The 19,245-nt window shown below is 62.4% G+C and carries 17 protein-coding genes; 11 read left to right on the top strand and 6 right to left on the bottom strand.

Going from position 1 to position 19,245, the window contains the following annotated elements:
* Positions 1 to 25 precede the first annotated feature (25 nt).
* Genes LB526_RS19105 through LB526_RS19090 form a run of 4 tightly spaced genes read left to right on the top strand, consistent with a single transcriptional unit; the run spans position 26 to position 3,792 of the window.
* Positions 26 to 886, top strand: coding sequence for an ABC transporter permease (locus tag LB526_RS19105; RefSeq protein WP_411967826.1), 861 nt, complete (start codon positions 26 to 28; stop codon positions 884 to 886).
* 10 nt (positions 887 to 896) lie between these two features.
* A complete protein-coding gene (locus LB526_RS19100) occupies positions 897 to 1,814 on the top strand; it encodes a dihydrodipicolinate synthase family protein (RefSeq protein ID WP_224544519.1) in 918 nt (305 codons plus the stop codon).
* On the top strand, positions 1,814 to 2,824 hold the full coding sequence (locus tag LB526_RS19095) for an ABC transporter ATP-binding protein (RefSeq protein WP_224629341.1): 1,011 nt from the start codon (positions 1,814 to 1,816) through the stop codon (positions 2,822 to 2,824). Before LB526_RS19100 ends, LB526_RS19095 begins: the two co-directional genes overlap by 1 nt.
* Positions 2,821 to 3,792 (top strand): ABC transporter ATP-binding protein, encoded by a 972-nt coding sequence (locus LB526_RS19090; protein WP_224629194.1) that lies wholly within the window; start codon positions 2,821 to 2,823, stop codon positions 3,790 to 3,792. Before LB526_RS19095 ends, LB526_RS19090 begins: the two co-directional genes overlap by 4 nt.
* A 346-nt stretch (positions 3,793 to 4,138) precedes the next feature.
* Here the strand turns inward: LB526_RS19090 and LB526_RS19085 are convergent, their stop codons facing one another.
* Positions 4,139 to 4,393, bottom strand: coding sequence for a hypothetical protein (locus LB526_RS19085; RefSeq protein WP_224544521.1), 255 nt, complete (start codon positions 4,391 to 4,393; stop codon positions 4,139 to 4,141).
* A 37-nt stretch (positions 4,394 to 4,430) separates the two neighbouring features.
* Positions 4,431 to 4,733 carry a hypothetical protein gene (locus LB526_RS19080; protein WP_224629339.1) on the bottom strand — a complete coding sequence of 101 codons (303 nt, stop codon included), beginning with the start codon at positions 4,731 to 4,733 and terminating at the stop codon, positions 4,431 to 4,433.
* A 489-nt stretch (positions 4,734 to 5,222) separates the two neighbouring features.
* Here LB526_RS19080 and LB526_RS19075 point away from each other — a divergent pair, with 489 nt between their 5' ends.
* Both LB526_RS19075 and LB526_RS19070 read left to right on the top strand, forming a co-directional pair.
* Complete coding sequence (locus tag LB526_RS19075; protein WP_224544522.1) at positions 5,223 to 7,658, top strand: putative bifunctional diguanylate cyclase/phosphodiesterase; 2,436 nt, start codon at positions 5,223 to 5,225, stop codon at positions 7,656 to 7,658.
* Positions 7,659 to 8,363: 705 nt separating this feature from the next.
* Positions 8,364 to 8,678, top strand: a complete 315-nt coding sequence (locus LB526_RS19070; RefSeq protein WP_224629180.1) for a hypothetical protein — start codon at positions 8,364 to 8,366, stop codon at positions 8,676 to 8,678.
* A 47-nt stretch (positions 8,679 to 8,725) separates the two neighbouring features.
* Here LB526_RS19070 and LB526_RS19065 read toward each other — a convergent pair whose 3' ends face one another.
* The 3 genes from LB526_RS19065 to LB526_RS19055 all read right to left on the bottom strand — a co-directional run bounded on the left by LB526_RS19065 (position 8,726) and on the right by LB526_RS19055 (position 12,322).
* A complete protein-coding gene (locus LB526_RS19065) occupies positions 8,726 to 9,214 on the bottom strand; it encodes a hypothetical protein (protein ID WP_224629178.1) in 489 nt (162 codons plus the stop codon).
* Between the two features lie 664 nt (positions 9,215 to 9,878).
* Entirely contained in the window at positions 9,879 to 10,877 is a 999-nt protein-coding gene (locus LB526_RS19060) for a membrane dipeptidase (protein WP_224629176.1), read from the bottom strand.
* Complete coding sequence (locus LB526_RS19055) at positions 10,874 to 12,322, bottom strand: aldehyde dehydrogenase family protein (protein ID WP_224629174.1); 1,449 nt, start codon at positions 12,320 to 12,322, stop codon at positions 10,874 to 10,876. The genes LB526_RS19060 and LB526_RS19055 overlap by 4 nt, the downstream gene beginning before the upstream one ends.
* A gap of 100 nt (positions 12,323 to 12,422) precedes the next feature.
* Between LB526_RS19055 and LB526_RS19050 the strand changes: the two genes are divergently transcribed.
* From LB526_RS19050 to LB526_RS19030, 5 genes are read left to right on the top strand one after another with little or no spacing between them, the layout of a single operon-like run.
* A complete protein-coding gene (locus tag LB526_RS19050) occupies positions 12,423 to 13,331 on the top strand; it encodes a LysR family transcriptional regulator (RefSeq protein WP_224629172.1) in 909 nt (302 codons plus the stop codon).
* Between the two features lie 13 nt (positions 13,332 to 13,344).
* Complete coding sequence (locus tag LB526_RS19045; protein WP_224629170.1) at positions 13,345 to 14,349, top strand: Ldh family oxidoreductase; 1,005 nt, start codon at positions 13,345 to 13,347, stop codon at positions 14,347 to 14,349.
* The gene (locus LB526_RS19040) at positions 14,346 to 15,995 is read left to right on the top strand and encodes a hypothetical protein (RefSeq protein ID WP_224629168.1); all 1,650 of its coding nucleotides are present in this window, start codon (positions 14,346 to 14,348) and stop codon (positions 15,993 to 15,995) included. The genes LB526_RS19045 and LB526_RS19040 overlap by 4 nt, the downstream gene beginning before the upstream one ends.
* A complete protein-coding gene (locus LB526_RS19035; protein ID WP_224629166.1) occupies positions 15,992 to 16,570 on the top strand; it encodes a DUF3726 domain-containing protein in 579 nt (192 codons plus the stop codon). Before LB526_RS19040 ends, LB526_RS19035 begins: the two co-directional genes overlap by 4 nt.
* Positions 16,571 to 16,585: 15 nt before the next feature.
* Positions 16,586 to 17,692 (top strand): class I SAM-dependent methyltransferase, encoded by a 1,107-nt coding sequence (locus LB526_RS19030; RefSeq protein ID WP_224629164.1) that lies wholly within the window; start codon positions 16,586 to 16,588, stop codon positions 17,690 to 17,692.
* 1,158 nt (positions 17,693 to 18,850) lie between these two features.
* Here the strand turns inward: LB526_RS19030 and LB526_RS19025 are convergent.
* A complete protein-coding gene (locus LB526_RS19025; RefSeq protein WP_224629161.1) occupies positions 18,851 to 19,237 on the bottom strand; it encodes a response regulator in 387 nt (128 codons plus the stop codon).
* Positions 19,238 to 19,245 lie beyond the last annotated feature (8 nt).

Below are 19,245 nucleotides of genomic sequence, written 5' to 3'. Positions count from 1 at the left end.
GACGATTGCCGAGATCGAACCACCCATGCAGCGCACCAAGGGTCCGTTGCGCCGCGCACTCGGCCGCTTCATCGAGAACCGCGCCGCGCGGGCCGGTCTGGTCATCGTGATCCCCGTGCTGGTAGCGGTCATGACCTACCACTGGTGGTGGCCATACGCTCCCAACGCCATCGACCTGAAGGCCATGAACAAGGGACCGTCCGCCACCCATTGGCTCGGCAGCGACGGCGTCGGGCGGGATGTTTTCGCGCGGCTTCTGCAGGGTGGTCGCATCTCGCTGCTGGTTGCCGTCTGCTCGGTCGCGATCTCCACCGTTATTGGCTTCCTCATCGGTGCTATCGCGAGCTTCGGCGGCCGCGTCGTCGATGCAACCGCGATGCGCTTCGTCGATCTCGCCATGACCTTGCCGCCAGTCATCTTCTTGCTGGTTCTTGCCTCGATCGCCGGCACCGGCATCGCGCCGACAATCCTCGTCATCTCGCTGCTATCGTGGCCAGTTCTGTCGCGCATGGTCAGGGCCCGCCTCCTCGAACTGCGCGAGCGCGATTTCGTCGTTGCCGCGCGCGGCATGGGGGCAAGGCTGCCGCATCTCCTGTTTCGCCACGGCCTGCCCAATTGCATGGACATCCTCGTCGTCTACGCAACTTTGCAGATCGCCAACGCGATCCTGTTGGAAGCTGGCCTCTCTTTCCTCGGCCTCGGCATCGCACCACCCGAAGCGAGCTGGGGCAATATGCTCAATCTTGCCCGCTCCACCGTCGTCCTCGAACAATACCCCTGGCAGTGGATGTTCCCCGGTGCCGCCCTCGTACTCACGGTCCTCGCCATCAATTTCATTGGCGATGGGCTGCGTGACGCTTTCGATCCCCGATCCGATCTCAACTGAAGGTTTCAAAATGGCACTTTTTACCGGCGTCGTGCCGCCAGTCGTTACCCCCCTCAACAACGACTACAGCATCGACTTTCCGTCGTTCACCCGGACGCTGGAGAACCTGCTCGACGGCGGCGTCCACGGACTGTTCGTGCTTGGCTCGACCAGCGAGGTGGTTTTCCACGACCAAGCCGTGCGCAAGGCGATCATCGAGCACGCGGTGAAGGTCAACAACGGCCGCGTTCCGATCTTCGCCGGCGTCATCGATCCGACCACCGACCGTGTCATCAACCATTCGAAGATCGCCAGATCGGCCGGGGCCGACGCAATCGTCGTCACCGCGCCCTTTTACACGCGCACCAGCCAGCCGGAGATCATCGATCATTTCCGCTATATCAAGGATGCGATCGACATCCCGATCATTGCCTATGACATCCCGGTCTGCGTCCATATCAAGCTCGATCGCAAGACGACGGTGACGCTTGCCAAGGAAGGCACCGTGGCCGGCCTGAAAGATTCCAGCGGCGACGATGGCAATCTGCGTTATGTGCTGAAAGACATGGCCGGCGATGCCGGCTTCTTCGGCATGACCGGCTCCGAGATCATGGTCGATACTGCTCTCGCCATGGGCGCGCATGGTGTTGTGCCGGGCATCGCCAATGTCGACCCGCACGGCTACGTCAAGATGTGGAACCTGATGCAGGCCGGCAAGCATGCCGAGGCCCGCGTCGAGCAGGAACGCCTGCTGAAGCTGTTCGAGATCGTCTGGATCGCGCTCGGGCGCACCAGCGCCGGTTCAGCCGGCGTCGGCTCCTTCAAGACCGCCATGCGCAGCCTCGGCATCATCGCCACCAACAGGATGGCCCGCCCGCAGCGCGATCTCAATGCCGAGGAAACCGCCAAGGTCGACGCGATCCTGCGCGACGTCGGCCTGCTTGGCTGATCATGGAAGCGCCGATCCTCCAGATTGCAGGATTGCGTGCGGTGTTTCGCATTGCGGGGCGCGACATTGCGGCCGTACAGGACGTTGATCTCGAGATCGGCTCCGGCGAGACCGTGGCGCTGGTCGGCGAGTCCGGTTCGGGCAAGTCAGTCACCAGCCTCTCCATCATGGGGCTCCTGGCGCCGAAGATCGGCCATATCGCTCACGGCCATATCTCGATCAGACGACGCGACGGTTCCGTCACCGAGCTGACCGGGCTGGACGCGGAGCAACTGCGCCGCGTGCGCGGCAACGACATCGGCATGGTGTTTCAGGAGCCGATGACCAGCCTGAACCCGGTTTACACTATCGGCGAGCAGATCGCCGAGCCGATGCGCATCCATCTTGGCAAATCGCATCGCGAGGCGGCAGCCGAAGCGGTGCGCTTGCTGATGCAGGTCGGCATCCCGGACCCCGCGCGGCGCGCGAAACAATACCCGCACGAACTCTCGGGCGGCATGCGTCAGCGGGCCACCATTGCCATGGCGCTCGCATGCAACCCGACATTGCTGATTGCCGACGAACCGACGACGGCGCTTGACGTGACGATCCAGGCGCAGATCCTCGATCTGCTTGCCACTCTCCAGTCCGAACGCGGCATGGGCATCCTCTTCGTCACCCACAATCTTGGCGTTGTTGCGGAAATCGCCGACCGCGTGGCCGTCATGTATGCCGGCCGCATCGTCGAGACCGGCCCGGTTGCCGAAGTCTTTGCCCGTCCGCGCCATCCTTACACGACAGGCCTGATGCGATCGGCACCGCGACTTGGCCAAGCAACGGTGCTGAAGGCGGCCGGCACACCGCTGCCGACGATTGCCGGCAATGTCCCCTCGCTGGCCATGCTGCCCGGAGGCTGTTCTTTTGCTCCAAGGTGCCCGATGGCGATCGACTCCTGCCGCGCCGCCGTGCCGCCGCTGTTGCAGGTATCGCCGACACAGACGAGCCGCTGCATCCGCTGGGAGGAGCTATGAGCGCGCCGGCTCCTTATCTGTCCGTTCGCAACCTGACCAAGCATTTCCCGCCGACAGCGTTCTCGCGCGGACCTGTGGTCAAGGCACTGCAGGATATTTCATTCGACATTCCACGTGGTCAGGTGGTCGGGCTGGTCGGCGAATCCGGTTCCGGCAAGACGACAATTGGCCGTTCCGTGTTGCGGCTGATCGAGCCGACCTCAGGCGAGATACGCTTCGACGGCAAGGACATCGTCAAGCTCGGGGCGAGGGAGCTTCGACGTCAACGTCGCAACATGCAGTATATCTTCCAGGATCCCTTCGCCAGTCTGTCGCCGCGCATGACTATCGGCCAGATCCTCACCGAGGGCCTCGATATCCAGGGCATCGGTAGTCGGCCCGAGCGCCGCGCCCGCGCCGAAAAGGCGCTCGCCACCGTCGAACTGCCGGTCGATGCCTATGACCGCTACGCGCATGAATTCTCGGGCGGCCAGCGCCAGCGCATCGGCATCGCGCGAGCCCTTATGCTGGAGCCCGAGTTTATCGTCGCGGACGAACCGGTCTCGGCACTCGACGTGTCTATTCAGGCCCAGGTGATCAATCTTCTTCGCGATCTCCAGGTCCGGCTTGGCCTCACCATGCTGTTCATTTCGCATGACCTCGCCGTTGTCGAATATATCTGCGACACGGTCATCGTTCTCTATCTCGGACGCATCATGGAAGTCGCGCCCGCCGCCGATCTCTATGTCCGGCCGGAGCATCCCTACACACGGGCATTGCTGTCGGCCGTCCCATCGCCAGATGCGTTCGCCAGGAAGCAACGGCAGATACTGAAAGGCGACATCCCAAGTCCCGCCAATCCGCCGTCGGGATGTGTTTTCAGAACCCGCTGTCCCGCAGCGATGGCTGCCTGTGCCGGCGCCGTGCCACGGCTACGGGAGATAGCTCCTGGACGTATGAAGGCATGCATTCGCGACGACATAGGCTGAACATGGCAGCCTAAAAATTGGAGTAGTTCTGATACGTTTTTGGGACATTCACAGTCAGCGCGCAGTTGGCAGTTGAGCGGGGAGGTGTCCGTTTCTGTACCCGCAATGGGGGCGGAGGAGGTTGGAAATATAGGGGATAAGTCCGGGCCAGAGATGCCGCAACTTCGTGGTCAGGTTGATCGAGGACGCCGCAAAGGGCGCGTAACGAGCCTGCTGCTGTCCATGACGAAAAGAGCGGGCCGGCACGAAGAGCCGGTCGTTGCGCCCACTCAGTCGCAGCCGGGAGCAAAAAAGGCCATCCCGGTAAATGCGGAGGTGGACGGCCTTCTTTGCAATACTTCAAACCTTAATAGGCCTTCTTCGCGGCGCTCCTCCTGTGCTTCACCGGGCACTTGTGCTTCTTGGTCGCCTTGCAGGCCTTCGTTACGTGCTTCTTAGCCTTCTTCATGGTCATAGCATCCGAAGCGGGTGCAGAGCTAGTTGCGGCCGTCGCTGCTGGCGCTGGCTTCGTCGCCGCGGCGGCGTCGTTAGGGCTGAGAACTGGTATCGAGACGGCGAGCGCGAATGCAAGACCGACGGCAGACAGAAGAGACTTTTTCATGTGTCTATTCCTTGTTTGGCAAGTCGGGGGTTGAGCGTCACCCATCAGGATCGATGGGTGTCACTCCAAGCAGCTTCAAAGCTTTCGCGAGCATCCGGATTCCCTGCGCCTCCTTCTTCTTGGCGCAGTACCGGTTTCCCTTTCTCTGAAGAGCCTTCGCCGCGGTGACCTGCGTTGCCGCGGCATGCGTTTTGAGGGCTTCGTCAACTTGACGGCTGAGAATGGTGCAACGCTCGGTCCGGGTGAGCGGCGCCGCCTTTGAGGTGGAGGCTCCGGTCGCTGCCGTAGCGAGCGACAAGCTGAGCAACGCACCCATCAAGTTGATCGAGATTCTGTGCATCGCTTGTCGCAACCCGAGCAAGTGCAGCACTGCCGCAGCCGATGAACTGATCCCTCCAGAGCATGATACGCTTGAATGATTTCTGCAGTTTTTCCTGAATGTTTCTGGATTGTGTCTGCCCTCGTGCGGACGGTTCGCTGCCGCAAATGCCGGAGGAGCATGCGCGACGTTAAAACTTGGTGGTGGCATGACACGGCTCATTCACGCCTGTGGTGGCAATCGAGCTGTCGGGCAGGAAATCAATAGAGTTAGAGCCGGCGGTCTGTTTCGTTCGATAGCCTCCGACAGCGCGGCGAGCGGGCGGAGGGAGCTAGCCCGCCTTTAAAGATAAGGGCTTCTATTTGCAGCCGTTACCGGCCGTTCGCGCTCAGTGGCTGCGGCGAGTAAGGGTCCTATTTTGCTAGATTATAAATCTATAATCTTGGTGGATCATTAGCGGTTCCTAAACCGGACAACACTAACCTCTGCCGATTGGTAGGGGAGCCCCGGATGAATGCCTTCAGGCGAACAATAGGCTTCGGCCTGATCCTGTTGATTAGCGTTGTCACCCTGGTGGGGTTGCGTGTTGACGCGAGCAGGGAATTTGCGCTTGCCAAGGAACGATATCTGGAAAATTCACGGGCAACTTCGAGGGCGACTGCAAAGACCGTCGAAGACGCTCTGAACGCGATCTATCAGAATGTCCGAACCCTGACGTTCCTGCCGAGCGTCCGGGCCCTTGACCGACACGGCACCAACCTCGGCGACGAAGGGCGAGCAACGATCCAGCAGATTTACAACAACCTCGCCGACAACGTCTCGATCTCGGAGGTCTACTTCCTGCCTCTGGATTTCGATCCCGATCGGTTCGACGCCGTGACCGGCAAGCTGGAGGAGCCAATTCTTCAGTTCGACCAGCTAATCGTCAATGCCAAGGCGAGATCCGAAGCTGCGGCAGCGCCCAAATCCAGGAAGCTGGACGAGAATGCGCTGACTCGCCCCCCTGAGGAGGTCGAGACCTATGAATACCACGAGCTGGCGAAACAGCTTGCCTGGCTTAAGGCAAACTACCCTAACTCAAGCACCCTTGACGGGCTAAACGTGCCGATCATCGGGACCAAAGAGCTGATCACCTGCGACAACACGAATTTCATTCGCACCGGCGATGATGCCGACCGGTCTGGCTTCATTCTTTCGGTTCCGGTCTTTGGACAGGACGGAACCCTGCGCGGCTCCGTTTCGGCGATCATGCTCACCTCGGCGCTGCGAAAGCTGCTGCCTGGCAGTGGCTATGTGATCGTCAATGCCGGATATGGCTTCGAGTCCGACCAGCGCCGGATGTCAGAATCGCTGGTGACCAATACTAGATCTTTCACGGAACCTGATCCCAGGCTGATCTATTCCGAGGTCATCCCGCTGTCGCTCAACGATCCGAGAAGCGCCTGGCGCCTTTGGGCTGGCTTTCCCGACACGCAATTCACGAGCAATGTCGATGTTCGATCGGTGCGGGAATTCGAACTGGCTGGGTATGTGGCCGTCGGGATTGTCACATTGCTGGCGCTGATTTGTTGGTACTCCATCGGTCGCACCATGATGATGCAAGCGCACGCGGCTGAGACTCTTGAACAGAGGGTAGAAGAACGCACCGCCCAGATCCAGCATCTGGCAACACACGACATTCTGACCGGACTTCCCAACCGCGGTCTACTGGCCGACACGATGGACGAAGCCCTACGCATCCTCAGGCAAGGCGAGAAGCTTGCCGTCCACTGCATCGATCTTGATCGCTTCAAACCGGTCAACGACACCTTAGGTCACCCCATCGGCGACGAGTTGCTGAGAGCTGTCGCGGACCGGCTGAGGCATCATGTAGGCGAGACCGCCATGGCCGCCAGGGTGGGCGGCGACGAGTTCGTTCTCGTTCAGCTTCTGCTTAATGGCAATGATCAGGCCGGGGCGCTTGCCGGCCGGGTCATTCATGCCTTGTCCGCTTCATTCTCCATCCAGGGCCACAATATCAACATCGGTTGCAGTGTCGGCATTGCTGTTTTCCCGAACGACGGACAAAGCCCGGAAACGTTGATCCGCAACGCCGACCTTGCCCTATACAAGGCCAAAACCGAGGGCCGTGGCACATGCAGGTCGTTTGAACCTGGAATGGACGCACGGCTGCAGGAGCAGCGCCAGTTCGAAGCCGAGTTGGCGCAGGCCGTGTCGAAAGACCAGTTCGTGCTCCACTACCAGCCTCTGCATGATACGAGGACCTCGAAGCTCACCGGTTTCGAGGCGCTGGTTAGATGGAACCACCCAGTGCGTGGACTTCTGCCGCCTGCAGAGTTCATCCACCTCGCCGAGGAGTCAGGGGTTATCGACGGTCTGGGGGAATGGATCCTAAAACAGGCCTGTAGCGACGCGTCGAGATGGCCTTCCCACGTCAAGGTTGCCATAAACCTCTCGCCTGCGCAGTTCAAGCAGCCGGGGCTGGCGCTTCAAGTAGCCTCGGCATTGGGCTCGTCAGGCTTGTTGGCATCACGACTCGAGCTTGAAATCACCGAGTCGGTGCTATTGGCGCACAATGAAAATACGCTCCAGACATTGCACAGCCTACGCGACCTCGGAATCAGCATCGCGATGGACGATTTCGGAACCGGCTATTCATCGCTCAGCTATCTGCGCTCTTTCCCTTTCGACCGCATCAAGATCGATCGTAGCTTTGTCAGCCTGATATGCGAAAGCAGCGAAAGCCGGGCGATCGTCAAGGCCGTCGCCGAACTTGGGGCCACTCTCGGCATGACCACGACAGCCGAGGGCGTCGAAACTGAGGAACAGTATCAGTTGATCAGGGAGAATGGCTGTACCGACGTACAGGGCTGGCTGTTCGGTCGCCCCCTACCTCAGTCTAAGGTCTTTGCCCTATTCGAAGAAGCAGCCCATTTGAGAGCTTGATAATCGATCAATTGAGCAAGATTGGCGTGCGATGCGATCCATACAGGTCGTACGGCTAGCCATGGCTTGGTTCAGGCAGGCGGGTTCGCCGGTTCGTGAGGTCCCCCGGACAGACGCTTGTGCTTCTCGAACAGGTGCAGCTTTTCGGGGTATCCGAGCCTCAGCGCCGCGTTGCAGGACGGGCATTTGAATGAGGATATGGTTTTAAACCATGTGCCTTTTCGAACGATGGGGCGTTCGCACCGTGGGCACTCAAAGGTGAGATATTCGTCGTCAAGCTCTTGAGGAATCGGCAATCCGGCACCTTTAGGCTGATGGATGCCACCATCATCGCAGGTAATGGTGGGCATCCATGAACTGGCGATGAAGGGACTATGCTCGCCAGCACTCCCAAATGAAGATCTGCGGAATATGTTGCGTCGTCGGGACTTATGAGTTTGCCGATAAGACGTCTGGCCGACGCGTGTTACGACTGACGGGCAAGACACAGGTGTCGGGGGAACAACTCGGGCATTAGCGCTGTTCCCGAGTAGCCTGCCGCGCACGTTGCCACTTCGCGCCCCCAGGCTACTCCAGTACTGCCCGCTGGCTCTGGCCGGCGGCTTTTTGTCGGACGGCGGCCTAGCCGTGCACAGCCTCCGTTTGCGGTATGTGGAGCGCATTCCCTGATGGGACTTTCGCCGCGAACTGAAGCGTGAACAGGAGATGATCTTCATCGTCCGTCAACATGGCTTCATATACTTCCAGAAAAAGCGCTTGCTCTCGTTTATCATCTCGCCGGCAGTCTGCACGGCTCCTTCCTTGCCGCGGGAGATCGACACCATCTTCGTCGGGGATGAATTAGCCGTAGTCGACGTGGAAATAGTAGGTCGTCATGATGCTCTGCCCTGGGTCGACAGGCCCGTGACGTATCATTCAACGGGTATTCACCTGCCCGTAGGGGTGGATCAGTGTTCGAGCGCGGCCTCGATGCGCACAGCGATGGCTCCTTCGGGAAGTTCCACTGGCGAGAAAATTTGACAGGGGCACCTGTTTCGATCCCCGCGGTCTCGGCGCCGATGCAACGACTACTGCGATGCTTTGACCAGGCGTCGGAGCAACGGGTAGTCCTTCAGATCCTTGTAAGGTGTGAGATCTAAATCTCCCGGCACACAGCGAAGCTGTTCGTCATCGATCGCTTTCTCATGGCCCTTGATGACGCTTTGGTAGTGCCGCCAGGTCAGGCCAGCCCCTCTGACGGCGTCCCTTTCGATGCGCGAGGCAATTTGGTGGGCGTGCAGATAATGAAGCCGCAACTCGTCCAGGAGAGCTTTTTCAACAATTTCGTGGCACACCAGAAATGGTTCGAGCCGCACGTCCTTGCCTCTCCACCTGATGGTGCGCGGCAGATGTTGGTCGATGTAAATCTTCGTTGCATCCCTGCTGTACCCAGCAATGTAGGGAATATCGAACTCGTGGCTGACCTTAACTCGTCGATTAAGTGCAGACACGACATCGGACAGGACGAGGTCGCTGATATCTTCAGAGCTATGACGGACCTCGTCGGCTAGTTTCAACTAAGCTCCTGCTACTTGGCGGCTGATGCGCCCGCCCCAAGGCAAACGCCTGAATACTGAGCCGAACCGCATCGATCTGATTGGTAAGCGCTGCCTTGACGGACTTACGACTTTGCGATGCCTTATGACCTTGTTTCCCAACCAATACGATCCAACTTGGTCCAAGCGGAAAAGTTCCTCGGCATCCAGAACGTAAACATCGGTATAAACGATGGCGTCGCCCTCGTGCATTTGGGCCTTCTCGCGCTCCCGCTAGAGGTCCAGTTCGGCCTGGAACGTATTCCGATCGACGATTTTGGGAGCTGCCATATTCTCGCTTGTAACCTCGGTCATCACCTTCTTCTCATCGCGCGGGGTACCGTTCAATCACCTCGGCCACACCGTCCGGATTGTCGGCCACCGCGTAATGGCCGGCGCTTGGGACTGCGTCGCTTTCCACATGCGTCACGCCCTTCGCGCGATAGCCGTCCACCAGGCCAAAAGCCGACTTTCTGCTCGCGGCCCCAAGGTTGGCGGGCCGTGCGCTTCAAATCGGTCGTAGAAACAGGGCTTGCCGCTCGACGGAAGCAGACGTTGGCGGCGACCAGAGTGGCCGCGGTGCTAACGGGATCTGGCGTGGTATTAACCTGAGACCGTGCTTAGCGTGTACGCATGCGGGGCAAATCTAACTGCTGGTGGCTTGCGAATTCCGGGTCGAAGGCAGATTGGCCTCGAGGAAGCGATGCCAGGCGCCGCCGAGCACGAGCGCCGTTTGCGTCTTGTTGAAGCCCGCCGAGAGAAGCCCTTCCGAAAGCGCTGGAAAATCGAGGTTCGATCTGAACCAGGATGGCTGCGGCGGGAAATTGGCCGCCGCCTGAATTTCGCGGGTCCAGCGGCCCTCGCGCATCCAGCGCACGACGCTGTCGGGCTGATCCTGGCAGAGATCCGAGCCAATGCCGAGATGATCTGCCCCCATGAGATCAGCTGCTTCCTTAGCCATGTTCCCAAATTGGTTGAGCGTCGTGTCCGACCCGTTCGGAAGATGCAATGGATAGAGCGAAAGGCCGAGCAATCCATCCCTTTCGCGCAGCGCTTGCAGGACAGCCCGGGACACATTGCGGTTGCTGCCGCGCAGCCAGCGCGGATTGGCGTGGCTGATGACCACCGGCCGCTGCGAGAGCGCGATCGTTTCCTGTGTCGTGCGCTCGCCGGCATGCGACAGATCGATGATCATGCCGAGCCGGTTCATCTCGGCGATCGCCTCGCGCCCCATCCGCGTCACGCCGCTGTCCTCCTTTTCCATCCAGCCGCAGCCCAGCAGCGACTGGTTGTTGTAGGTGAGCTGCATGAAGCGGATGCCGAGATCGAAAAGCATCTCGATCAGGCCGATATCGTCCTCGATCGGCATCGGGTTCTGCAGACCAAGCAGGATCGCCGTCCGGTTCGTGACCCGCGCGCGCTCGATGTCGCCGGCATCGCGCGCCAGGAGGATCAGGTCCTCATTGTCGCGGAAGCGCGTTCGCCAGTCGACGAGATGGCGCACCGTCTCGCGGAAACCCTCGTGATAGCCGACCGTGGCATGGACCGCGGTCAGCCCGCCCCGGCGCATCTCCTCGAAAATTGCGCGCGACCAGTTGCAGTATTGCAGCCCATCGATGAGCACCTGCGCCGCGTCGCTGGTCATTCGGGCGCGCCCGCGTGGATGTAGGACGTTTTGACCTGGGTGTAGAACTCGACCGCGGCGCGGCCTTGCTCGCGCGGCCCATAGCTCGAGGCGCGGACGCCGCCAAACGGCACGTGATAGTCGGTGCCGGCCGTCGCCAGGTTGACCATTACGCAGCCGGAGCGCGAGGCGTGGCGGAACTTCGTGGCGCGCGCCAGCGAGCGCGTGGCGATGCCGGCCGTCAGCCCATAGGGCGTATCGTTGGCAAGGAAGATCGCCTCGTCGAGATCGTCGGCGGTCATCACGCAGGTGATCGGCGCGAACATCTCCTCCTGGTTGATGCGCATGCGCGAACGGCCGTTGAGGAACACTGCGGGCGCCATGTAGTGGCCGCGATGCGCCAGATCGAGCGCCTCGCCGCCGGTCGTTAGCTCGGCGCCTTCGCTGATGCCGAGCGTCACATAATCGAGATTGGCCGAGAGCTGCTCGGCGCTGACGACCGGCCCCATCTGGACGCCGGCCTCGAGCGCATGGCCGACCTTCAGGGCCCTGGTTTTCGCCAGCAGCTTCTCGACAAAGGCGTCATGCACCGGCCGGTGGACGATCAGGCGGGACGAGGCCGTGCACTTCTGGCCGGTGCCGCCGAAGGCGCCGTTCACGGCAAGGTCGACGGCGCGATCGAGGTCTGCATCGTCCATGATCACAAATGGATTCTTCGACCCCATTTCGAGCTGCAGCTTCACGAAGCGCGCGGCGGCGAGCGCGGCGATGCCGGAGCCGATGGCGCCGGAGCCGGTGAAGCTCAGCCCTTGTATGTCGGCATTGGCGGCAAGCTCGCGGCCGATCGTCGATCCTGAACCCATCACCAGGTTGAACAGGCCCTTCGGGATCGCCTGCCGGCTGATGATCTCGGTGAGCGCCCAGGCGCTGGCCGGCGTGATGCTGGCCGGTTTCCAGACCACCGCATTGCCGAAGGCTAGCGCCGGCGCGATCTTCCAGGAGGCGGTGGCGGTGGGGAAATTCCAGGGCGAAATGATCGCGACGACGCCAAGCGGCTCGCGCTCGATCAGCACATCCACGCCGGCCCTGACGGAATCGGACGAGGAACCCAGATTGCGCAAGGCCTCCGCGGCGAAATAGGTGAAGAACTGGCCGGCGCGATAGACCTCGCCGACGCCCTCGGGAAGGGTCTTGCCCTCCTCGCGCGACAGCAACTCGCCAAGCTCCTTCGAGCGCGCCATCAACTCGCGTCCGATGGCGTCCAGAACGGCGGCTCGCGCTTCCAGCCCGGCCGCCGCCCATTCCCGTTGCGCGCCTTGCGCCGCCGCGACGGCGTCATGGATGTCGGACGGCCGTGCCTGCGCGAAACGCCCGACAACATCGGTCACGTCGGACGGATTGATATCCTCGACCCAGTCCGCACCGTCGCGCCACTCGCCTGCAACGAAGTTCTGACCGCTCAGCATCGTGTTCGACCTGCATCAATTCGGTTGACAACGACCTAACCAATGCGGTGAACTTCAATCAAGCTCAATTTTTGGCACAAATGTTCAGGCAAGCTTAACAGTGACCAAAACCATCAGCCTGACCGGCATGCGCAGCTTCGTCGCGGTCTATGAGACCGGCGGCGTGCGCGCCGCCGCCGACCAGATCGGCCGCACGCCGTCCGCCGTGTCGATGACCCTGAAGCAACTGGAGGACGATATCGGCGCGCCGCTGTTCGAGAGCGAACGCAAGGGCGCGCTCTCGCTTGTCGGCCGTGTCGTGCTCGACGAGGCGCGCGCGATGATCGCCCACTACGACCGCGCCTGTCTGGCAATGACCAGCTACGCGGCGGACCGGCAGGGGCGCTGCGAGGTGGCCAGCGTGCCTTCAGTCGCGGTGACCTTGCTGCCTCGCGCCATCGCCAAGCTCCGCGCCGAAGGCAGCCGGTTCGACATCCACGTCCGCGACAGCGATTCCAGCGCTATCGTCGAGGCGGTCGAGAACGGCATGGTGGAGGTGGGCTTGTGCGTGCTTGCGATCAGGCGGCCACAGCTTCGTTTCGAGCCGCTGTTCCATGAGCCGCTCGATTTCGTCTGCCCGATTGACCATCCCCTGGCAAAATCGAAGCGTCCGCTGAAATGGGCTGAGCTCGACGGCGAGAGCTTCATCCGCAACGGCGCGGCCGCCGCGCTCGGGCTTGCCGAGACGGAAGCGCTTGCCGCCGGCTCGAAACTCACCGCGACGAATGTGAGCTCCAACCTGGCGATGGTGGAGGCGGGTCTTGGCGTCACCATCCTGCCCAGGCTCTGCCGCTGGAAATCCAGCCACGCGGTGCGCTTCCTGCCGCTTGCCGATCCGCGTTCGAGCCGCACCGTCGGCTGGATCGCCAAGAAGGGCCGGAACCTGCAGCCGGCGTCGCTGCGCTTCATCGAGTGCATCCGCCTGCAGACGCGGGCGAGCGAGAGAGAGTTCGGCTATGCCGCTGCATGATCGTGAGTGAGAGATGACACGCCTGACGCAAGCCCGGATCGAAACGCTCGCCCGCGCCGCGTTGCTGCGCCACGGCGCTAGCGAGGGCCAGGCCGAGGCGCTGGCCGCCGGCATCGCCGCGGCCGAACGCGACGGCCTGAAATCGCATGGGCTCATGTATCTATCGACCTATTGCGAACACCTGATCTGCGGCAAGGTGCTGGGGCAGGCCGAGCCGCGCCTGACGCGGCCGGCTCCGGCGGTCGTCACGGTCGACGCCGCCAACGGCTTCGCGCATGCGGCCATCGCCCTCGGCCTGACGGCGCTGATCGAGGCGGCTCGCTTGCAAGGTGTCGCGGCGCTCGCCATCTGCAACTCCTACAATTGCGGCGCGCTCGGCTACCACACCGAGCGGATCGCCCAGGCCGGCCTGGTTGGTTTAGGCTTCACCAACGCGCCGGCCTCAATCGCACCCTGGGGCGGCCGTAAGGCGGCGCTGGGCACCAATCCCTGGTCGCTAGCTGTTCCGGACGGGCAGGGCGGGGCGCGCTTCGTCATCGACCAGAGCGCCAGCGTCGTCGCCAAGAGCGAGGTCATCAAGCGCGCCCGCGCCGGCGAGCCGATCCCACCCGGCTGGGCTTTCGACGCAAGCGGCGAGACGACCACCGATGCCGGCGAAGCGTTGAAGGGCACGATGGCGCCGGCGGGCGGCTACAAGGGCGTCGGCTCGGCGCTCTTGGTGGAGATCTTCGCCGCATGCCTGACGGGAGCCAACCCCGGGCTTGTCGCCAGCCCCTTCTCCGGCACGGCCGGTGGCCCGCCGGGAACCGGGCAGTTCTTCCTGGCAATCTCGCCCGATGCGACCTCGGCCGGGGCATTCGCGGGGAATCTGGAAGCCGTCGCCGGCGCCTTTGTCGGTGAAGCGAGGCTTCCGGGCACGAAGCGCTTTGACGCGCGAGAGCGGAACGCAACCGAAGGCATCGCGGTGGCCGCCGAAACGCTCGCCACGCTCGAGAAGCTGGCCGGGACCGCCGCATGACGGCGATCGCGCTGCGCCCGCCGGAGGTCGTCATGCGCCTTAAGCGGCTGGGCGCGGCGCATCCGACGCGGCTCAGTTTCCTGCGCCAGCTGATCCGCCGCGCCTCCAGGGAGAAATGGCGTGTCCGCAAGCACCTGTTCGACCTCAACGACAACGGATTTGGGCGCGCGGTCTACGCGGTCGAGACGCCGGCCAGAACCTACAGCCTGGTCGCCTTCTCGACGCCGCTCGACGACGAGAAGCGATCCGACCGGGTGATCGCGCAGGCCTGGGATACCAGCTACGTGCTTTACGACGGATTGCCGGACGCCGCCGAAATCGCGCGACTGGAGGCAAATGCGCCGCTACAGGAGGCAGGCCGCTACACCAGAAGCGAGCTGGTGCTGGCGCGCGCCAACAAGAGCGTGCGGCTGTTCGAGGACGTTGCGTCGGCGCTGGCGCGGGGACAACAGCCGGACGAGGAGCAACTTCTCGGCGTCGGCTATCTGCTGCGCACCACGGCCGTTTACGGCAACGGCAAGTTCGGTATTGCCGACCGCGACGAGATCGCCGCACGCCCGGAGCTTGCCGGATCCTTCCAGGCCGAGATGCTCACCGTCTGGCTGATCCGATCCTTCACGCTCGACCTTGTCGACCATATCGCCCGTCGCCGCAACCCGGCCGGCGCGGCGAGGCTGGCGCCGCAGTTGCGCCGGGCGCTCGGCGTGGGAAACGCGACGGGACTCGGCATGGCGCCGTTCCTCGTGCGCCACCCGCTGCTGACGCATAGCTGGTTCCTCGCCCGCGAAACCGCGCTGGCGCGGGTGCGCGCCGAGCCGCAGGCAGGCGAGGCGGAACGGGGGATTTTCGAGCGGGCGCTCGCCGACCTGTCGCGGGGCGTGGCCCGCTGGCACAGCGACGACAACCGCCAGGCCGCCGCGACCCGGTCCTTGGCCGCCGATCTCGATAGGCTGGCCGAAAACCTCGGCCGGCTACTGGCGACACCGCAGCCCTGGGACGCGCTCTACTGCTTCGCGGAAGAGCACTTCTCCCTGGAAGGGCAGGAGGCCTGCGTCTCCCTGATCCTCGAGCCGCACGGGGCGCTGGTCGACGAGCTCGGCGACACGATGAAAGCCGACGAGACGCCCGGCCATGCCATCAAAGGCGGCATGGACTGCGGCTCGCTGCGCCAGGCGCTTCTCGACTGCTATTCATGGGCGAGGGCAATCGACTTTGCTCAGCCGGCCGCCAACGCGCGCTTCTGGTATGTATCGGCGGAGAAGCTCGAGCCCCGGCTTGGCGAACGCTTCGAGGAGGACGGCGCCGAGCTCGAACAACCTTTGGCCACCGCGCGCGACGCGCTCAGCCTGGCGGCCGCGCTCGCGCAGGAGCCGGCCTCGGCCAGTGTCGCGGACTTCCTGCTGCGCCGGCCTGAATGGCGCCATGCGGTGCGGCGCACCCAGATCGTGGCGAAATTCCCCTATGCCGAGATCCACGACAATCTGATCGGCGCCGAGTTGCGGCCCGTCGACATATTGCGCGCCAAGCTGGCCTTCTTCGGCGCGCGCAGCTTCGATCCCCGCTCGGACCGCTGGCTGCGGATCGCGCTGTTCAGCGGCGAGCCGCTGATCGAGGATGTCGCCACGATGGCGGGAGAGGCCGCGTGATCGACCTGTCGCTCAACGAGGTGGAAACGCTGAGCGCCAAGGCGGCGCGGGGCGCCGGGTTTTCATGGGGACTAGCCGAGGATATTGGCCGCGCCGCACGCCGGATCGCCGTCGAGGACGACAGTTGGGGCATGGCCATGCTGAGCCTTGCCGAAAACGCGCAATCCCTCACGGCGCCCGATCCTGCTCGCGCAGCGCGCTGGCGAAAGGGCGAGGCCGACAAGCCTGCCCAAACGCCGCTCTGTCCGATCCGAACAGCGGCTTTGCTGCTCGACGCTCCGCTTCCGGCGAGCGCGCTGCCGCTGACGATCATTGGTGTCGGTCTGCCGGTCTGGCTCGACGCCATGCTGCGCCGCTCGGCCATGCGCGTCGCGCGACCTGCGGGGCTGGCGAAGCGCGCCGATGTCGTCATCGAACATCGCGCCGAAATCGAGCAGCCGGCCACAGGCCGGCGCGGCGCGATAGACGAGCAAACCCTTGCAGCGCTCAGTTCCTGCGCCGCCAGAACCTATGTGCCGGAAAGCGAGCGATCGCGCATGCGCGGCGCAGGCGGCGGCCGGGTGGACGACGAATAAGAAGGGGAGAATAAAATGAGCGCAGCCGACGGCCAGAAGATCGCCATGCGTGGGGCGGGCTACTACTCGGCCAACACCGTCGGCGCCAAATACGTCATCGACAAGGTCGGCGATCTCGTCGTCAAGGCAGTCGCCGGGATGCCTCGGCTGGCCGATGGCCAGCCATTCGCCGTCGCCGATTTCGGCGCGGCGGACGGTGGCACCTCGATGGACATGATGCGGCGGCTGGTCTCCGCGGTTCGGGAGAGGGAACCGGACCGGGCGATATCGATCACCTACACCGACCTGCCCCATAATGACTTCTCGACCCTGTTCCGGCTGAGCCAGGGACTTTTGGGAACCTCCGCCGAGGTTCCGCTGGCCGAGACGCCCGGCCTTTACATCTTCGGCAGCGGCACCAGCTTCTACCGCCAGATCCTGCCGGACAATTCTCTCTCGTTCGGCTTTTCCGCCACGGCGATGCACTGGATCAGCAAGCGGCCCTGCATGATCGCCGACCATGTCCAGGCGGTCGGCGCGACCGAGGCCGAACGGGCGCAGTTTCGCGCCCAGGGGCTGCGCGACTGGGAGACGATCCTGTTGGCAAGGGCCCGTGAGCTGAGGCCCGGCGGCCGGCTGGCGCTGGCCAATTTCTGCGTCGACGAGGAAGGCCGCTATCTCGGACATACGACCGGGGTCGACATGTTCGACAGCTTCGCGCGCCATTGGCGCGATTTGCTTGCGGCGGGGCGGATCAGCGAGGCGGAATATGTCAACGCGACGTTCCAGCAATTCTACAAGACGCCGGACGAGTTCGCAGCACCCTTTCGCGATCCCGTTTCGCCGGTGTCTCAGGCCGGGCTGAGGCTGGAAAACATCTTCACCATGGTGACGCCGTGCCCCTATGCCGAGGCCTTCCGGGTCCATCGCAACGCGCAGGATTTCGCCAGGGCCTATGTGCCGACGCTCCGCTCCTGGTCGGAAACCGTTTTTGCGAACGCGCTCGATCCCTCGCGTCCCGCCAATGACCGTGCCGCAATCGTCGACGATCTTTACGGCGCTTATGAAGCCGAGGTCGCACACGCTCCCGAAGGTCACCGCATGGACTACGTCCACTGCGTGGCGGAGATCGTCAAATCGTAAGGGGTACCGAGAGTTTGCGCGCCGCTTCCTGAAAACGTTCAGATGACGATCCTCCGGGCCAGCTGTCCATTCTAGAAGATTCACGGCATCTAGCTGCCGGTCGGCTTTCGGCCCAAAGCGGTGGACAGGTGGGTCTACAATTGGCCTTCGACTGGGGTTCCTGGAAGCCTTTCGAACTTTCTGCCTCGCGCCGCCAGCCGAACTGCGGGCATTGGTGAAGGAAGTCGGGGATGCAGGCCCCGCTGTAGTGCAAGCTTGAGGCACTCGCCGATGGCGTCGGGGCCACTGGCCCGTTTCTCGCATATGTTCGCGGCCAACGGAGCGGTGCAGTCATCAGAGGATCATGGCGTCCTCTTGATTTGGCGATCTTGCCAAGCAGACGCAGAAGCGGCGTGAGCAGTCCATGCGCAGCGTCGTGGTCGAAGAGATTCGGCGGCAGTCACGGCCAGCCAACTTCTTCAGTGCGCGGAGTGTATGTCGAGACATTGCCGCCAGAGAGCTTCCGCTGGCAGGCTTGAAATGGAGGTAACTTACGGCGATATCTTTGTGCAGCGTTCACTGGACAACGCGATGTCGGGGATCATTATCGATCAATTGGAACGTCAAAAGACCGCACGGGGGAAGCAGCTTCTAGATCAAGATCGCTAGAGGATGTGAAGGTCGCCAGCCTATCGCGGCCGCCGGGGCCCGGCAATGAGCGCTTTTCCATTGAGCAGGGTGATGACGGGATAGCCAGGGTGCTGATTCACAGAAGGCCGTAGGAAGGCTCCCAGTGTGCCGCCCGTCCCCGCAACCAATTTTATCATAAATCAATAACCGTCCCGATTTAGCCGGGGCGGTTTTTTGCTTTGAGAGGCGCGAGTGACCTTTGATACACATGAAGCTGGTGAGGCGGGTTGCTAAAGCTGTGCTGCACTCGGTGATTGTGCCCTCATAGAGGCCGACGAGAGAAAGTGTTGCGGCATGTTAGAACCGGTCACGGAAGCGGCCGCTTTGCGCCTCGTGTCGCTCGTACAGAAAGGTTGGGACTGAAATGTAAGCGGACGACACCCACGGGCATCGGCTGCATTGAAAGGAGATCAGGAACAGCACGCATTTTCCAACACACACTGGCAAGACCCACAGAATGTGCCGCACCTTCTTTGGCATGTGGTTTGGCTAGACGTCCTGTTGCAGCATTCGTTCAAGGCCGCTACGCAGCGCATCGGCCTGCACGGGCTTGCTGAGCAGAAGGAAATCTTTGAAGTCCGCCCGAAGCTGGCTAGCCGCATATCCGCTGACGAACGCAAAGGAAATGCCCTTTGCCAGTAGGCTCTCCGCGACGGGATATGAAGTCTCTCCCCCCAGATTGACGTCAAGAAGGGCTCCATCGACTGTCGTTTGCTCAAGGAGCTCAAGAGCCTGCGAGACGGAAAGCGCCGGTCCGATTACACGATATCCCGCCGCCGCCAATTCGTCGGCCAGGTCCATGGCAACAAGCCACTCATCTTCAACGATCAGGACAGCAAGCTGCCGCAGCCTGCCATCTTTTTCACCCTCTACCATTGGTCCAT

Source organism: Mesorhizobium sp. CA6, assembly GCF_020165035.1.
In the GTDB taxonomy this organism is placed as follows: Bacteria; Pseudomonadota; Alphaproteobacteria; order Rhizobiales; family Rhizobiaceae; genus Mesorhizobium.
Note: the sequence above shows the minus strand (reverse complement) of the source record. Positions and strands in the feature narration are given on the sequence as shown.

Coding starts and splice junctions, on each gene's coding strand:
- LB526_RS19105 (WP_411967826.1), top strand. CDS start 26: ATGCAGCGCACCAAGGGTCCGTTGCGCCGCGCACTCGGCCGCTTCATC.
- LB526_RS19100 (WP_224544519.1), top strand. CDS start 897: ATGGCACTTTTTACCGGCGTCGTGCCGCCAGTCGTTACCCCCCTCAAC.
- LB526_RS19090 (WP_224629194.1), top strand. CDS start 2,821: ATGAGCGCGCCGGCTCCTTATCTGTCCGTTCGCAACCTGACCAAGCAT.
- LB526_RS19085 (WP_224544521.1), bottom strand. CDS start 4,393: ATGAAAAAGTCTCTTCTGTCTGCCGTCGGTCTTGCATTCGCGCTCGCC.
- LB526_RS19080 (WP_224629339.1), bottom strand. CDS start 4,733: ATGCACAGAATCTCGATCAACTTGATGGGTGCGTTGCTCAGCTTGTCG.
- LB526_RS19075 (WP_224544522.1), top strand. CDS start 5,223: ATGAATGCCTTCAGGCGAACAATAGGCTTCGGCCTGATCCTGTTGATT.
- LB526_RS19070 (WP_224629180.1), top strand. CDS start 8,364: ATGATCTTCATCGTCCGTCAACATGGCTTCATATACTTCCAGAAAAAG.
- LB526_RS19060 (WP_224629176.1), bottom strand. CDS start 10,877: ATGACCAGCGACGCGGCGCAGGTGCTCATCGATGGGCTGCAATACTGC.
- LB526_RS19055 (WP_224629174.1), bottom strand. CDS start 12,322: ATGCTGAGCGGTCAGAACTTCGTTGCAGGCGAGTGGCGCGACGGTGCG.
- LB526_RS19045 (WP_224629170.1), top strand. CDS start 13,345: ATGACACGCCTGACGCAAGCCCGGATCGAAACGCTCGCCCGCGCCGCG.
- LB526_RS19040 (WP_224629168.1), top strand. CDS start 14,346: ATGACGGCGATCGCGCTGCGCCCGCCGGAGGTCGTCATGCGCCTTAAG.
- LB526_RS19030 (WP_224629164.1), top strand. CDS start 16,586: ATGAGCGCAGCCGACGGCCAGAAGATCGCCATGCGTGGGGCGGGCTAC.
- LB526_RS19025 (WP_224629161.1), bottom strand. CDS start 19,237: ATGGTAGAGGGTGAAAAAGATGGCAGGCTGCGGCAGCTTGCTGTCCTG.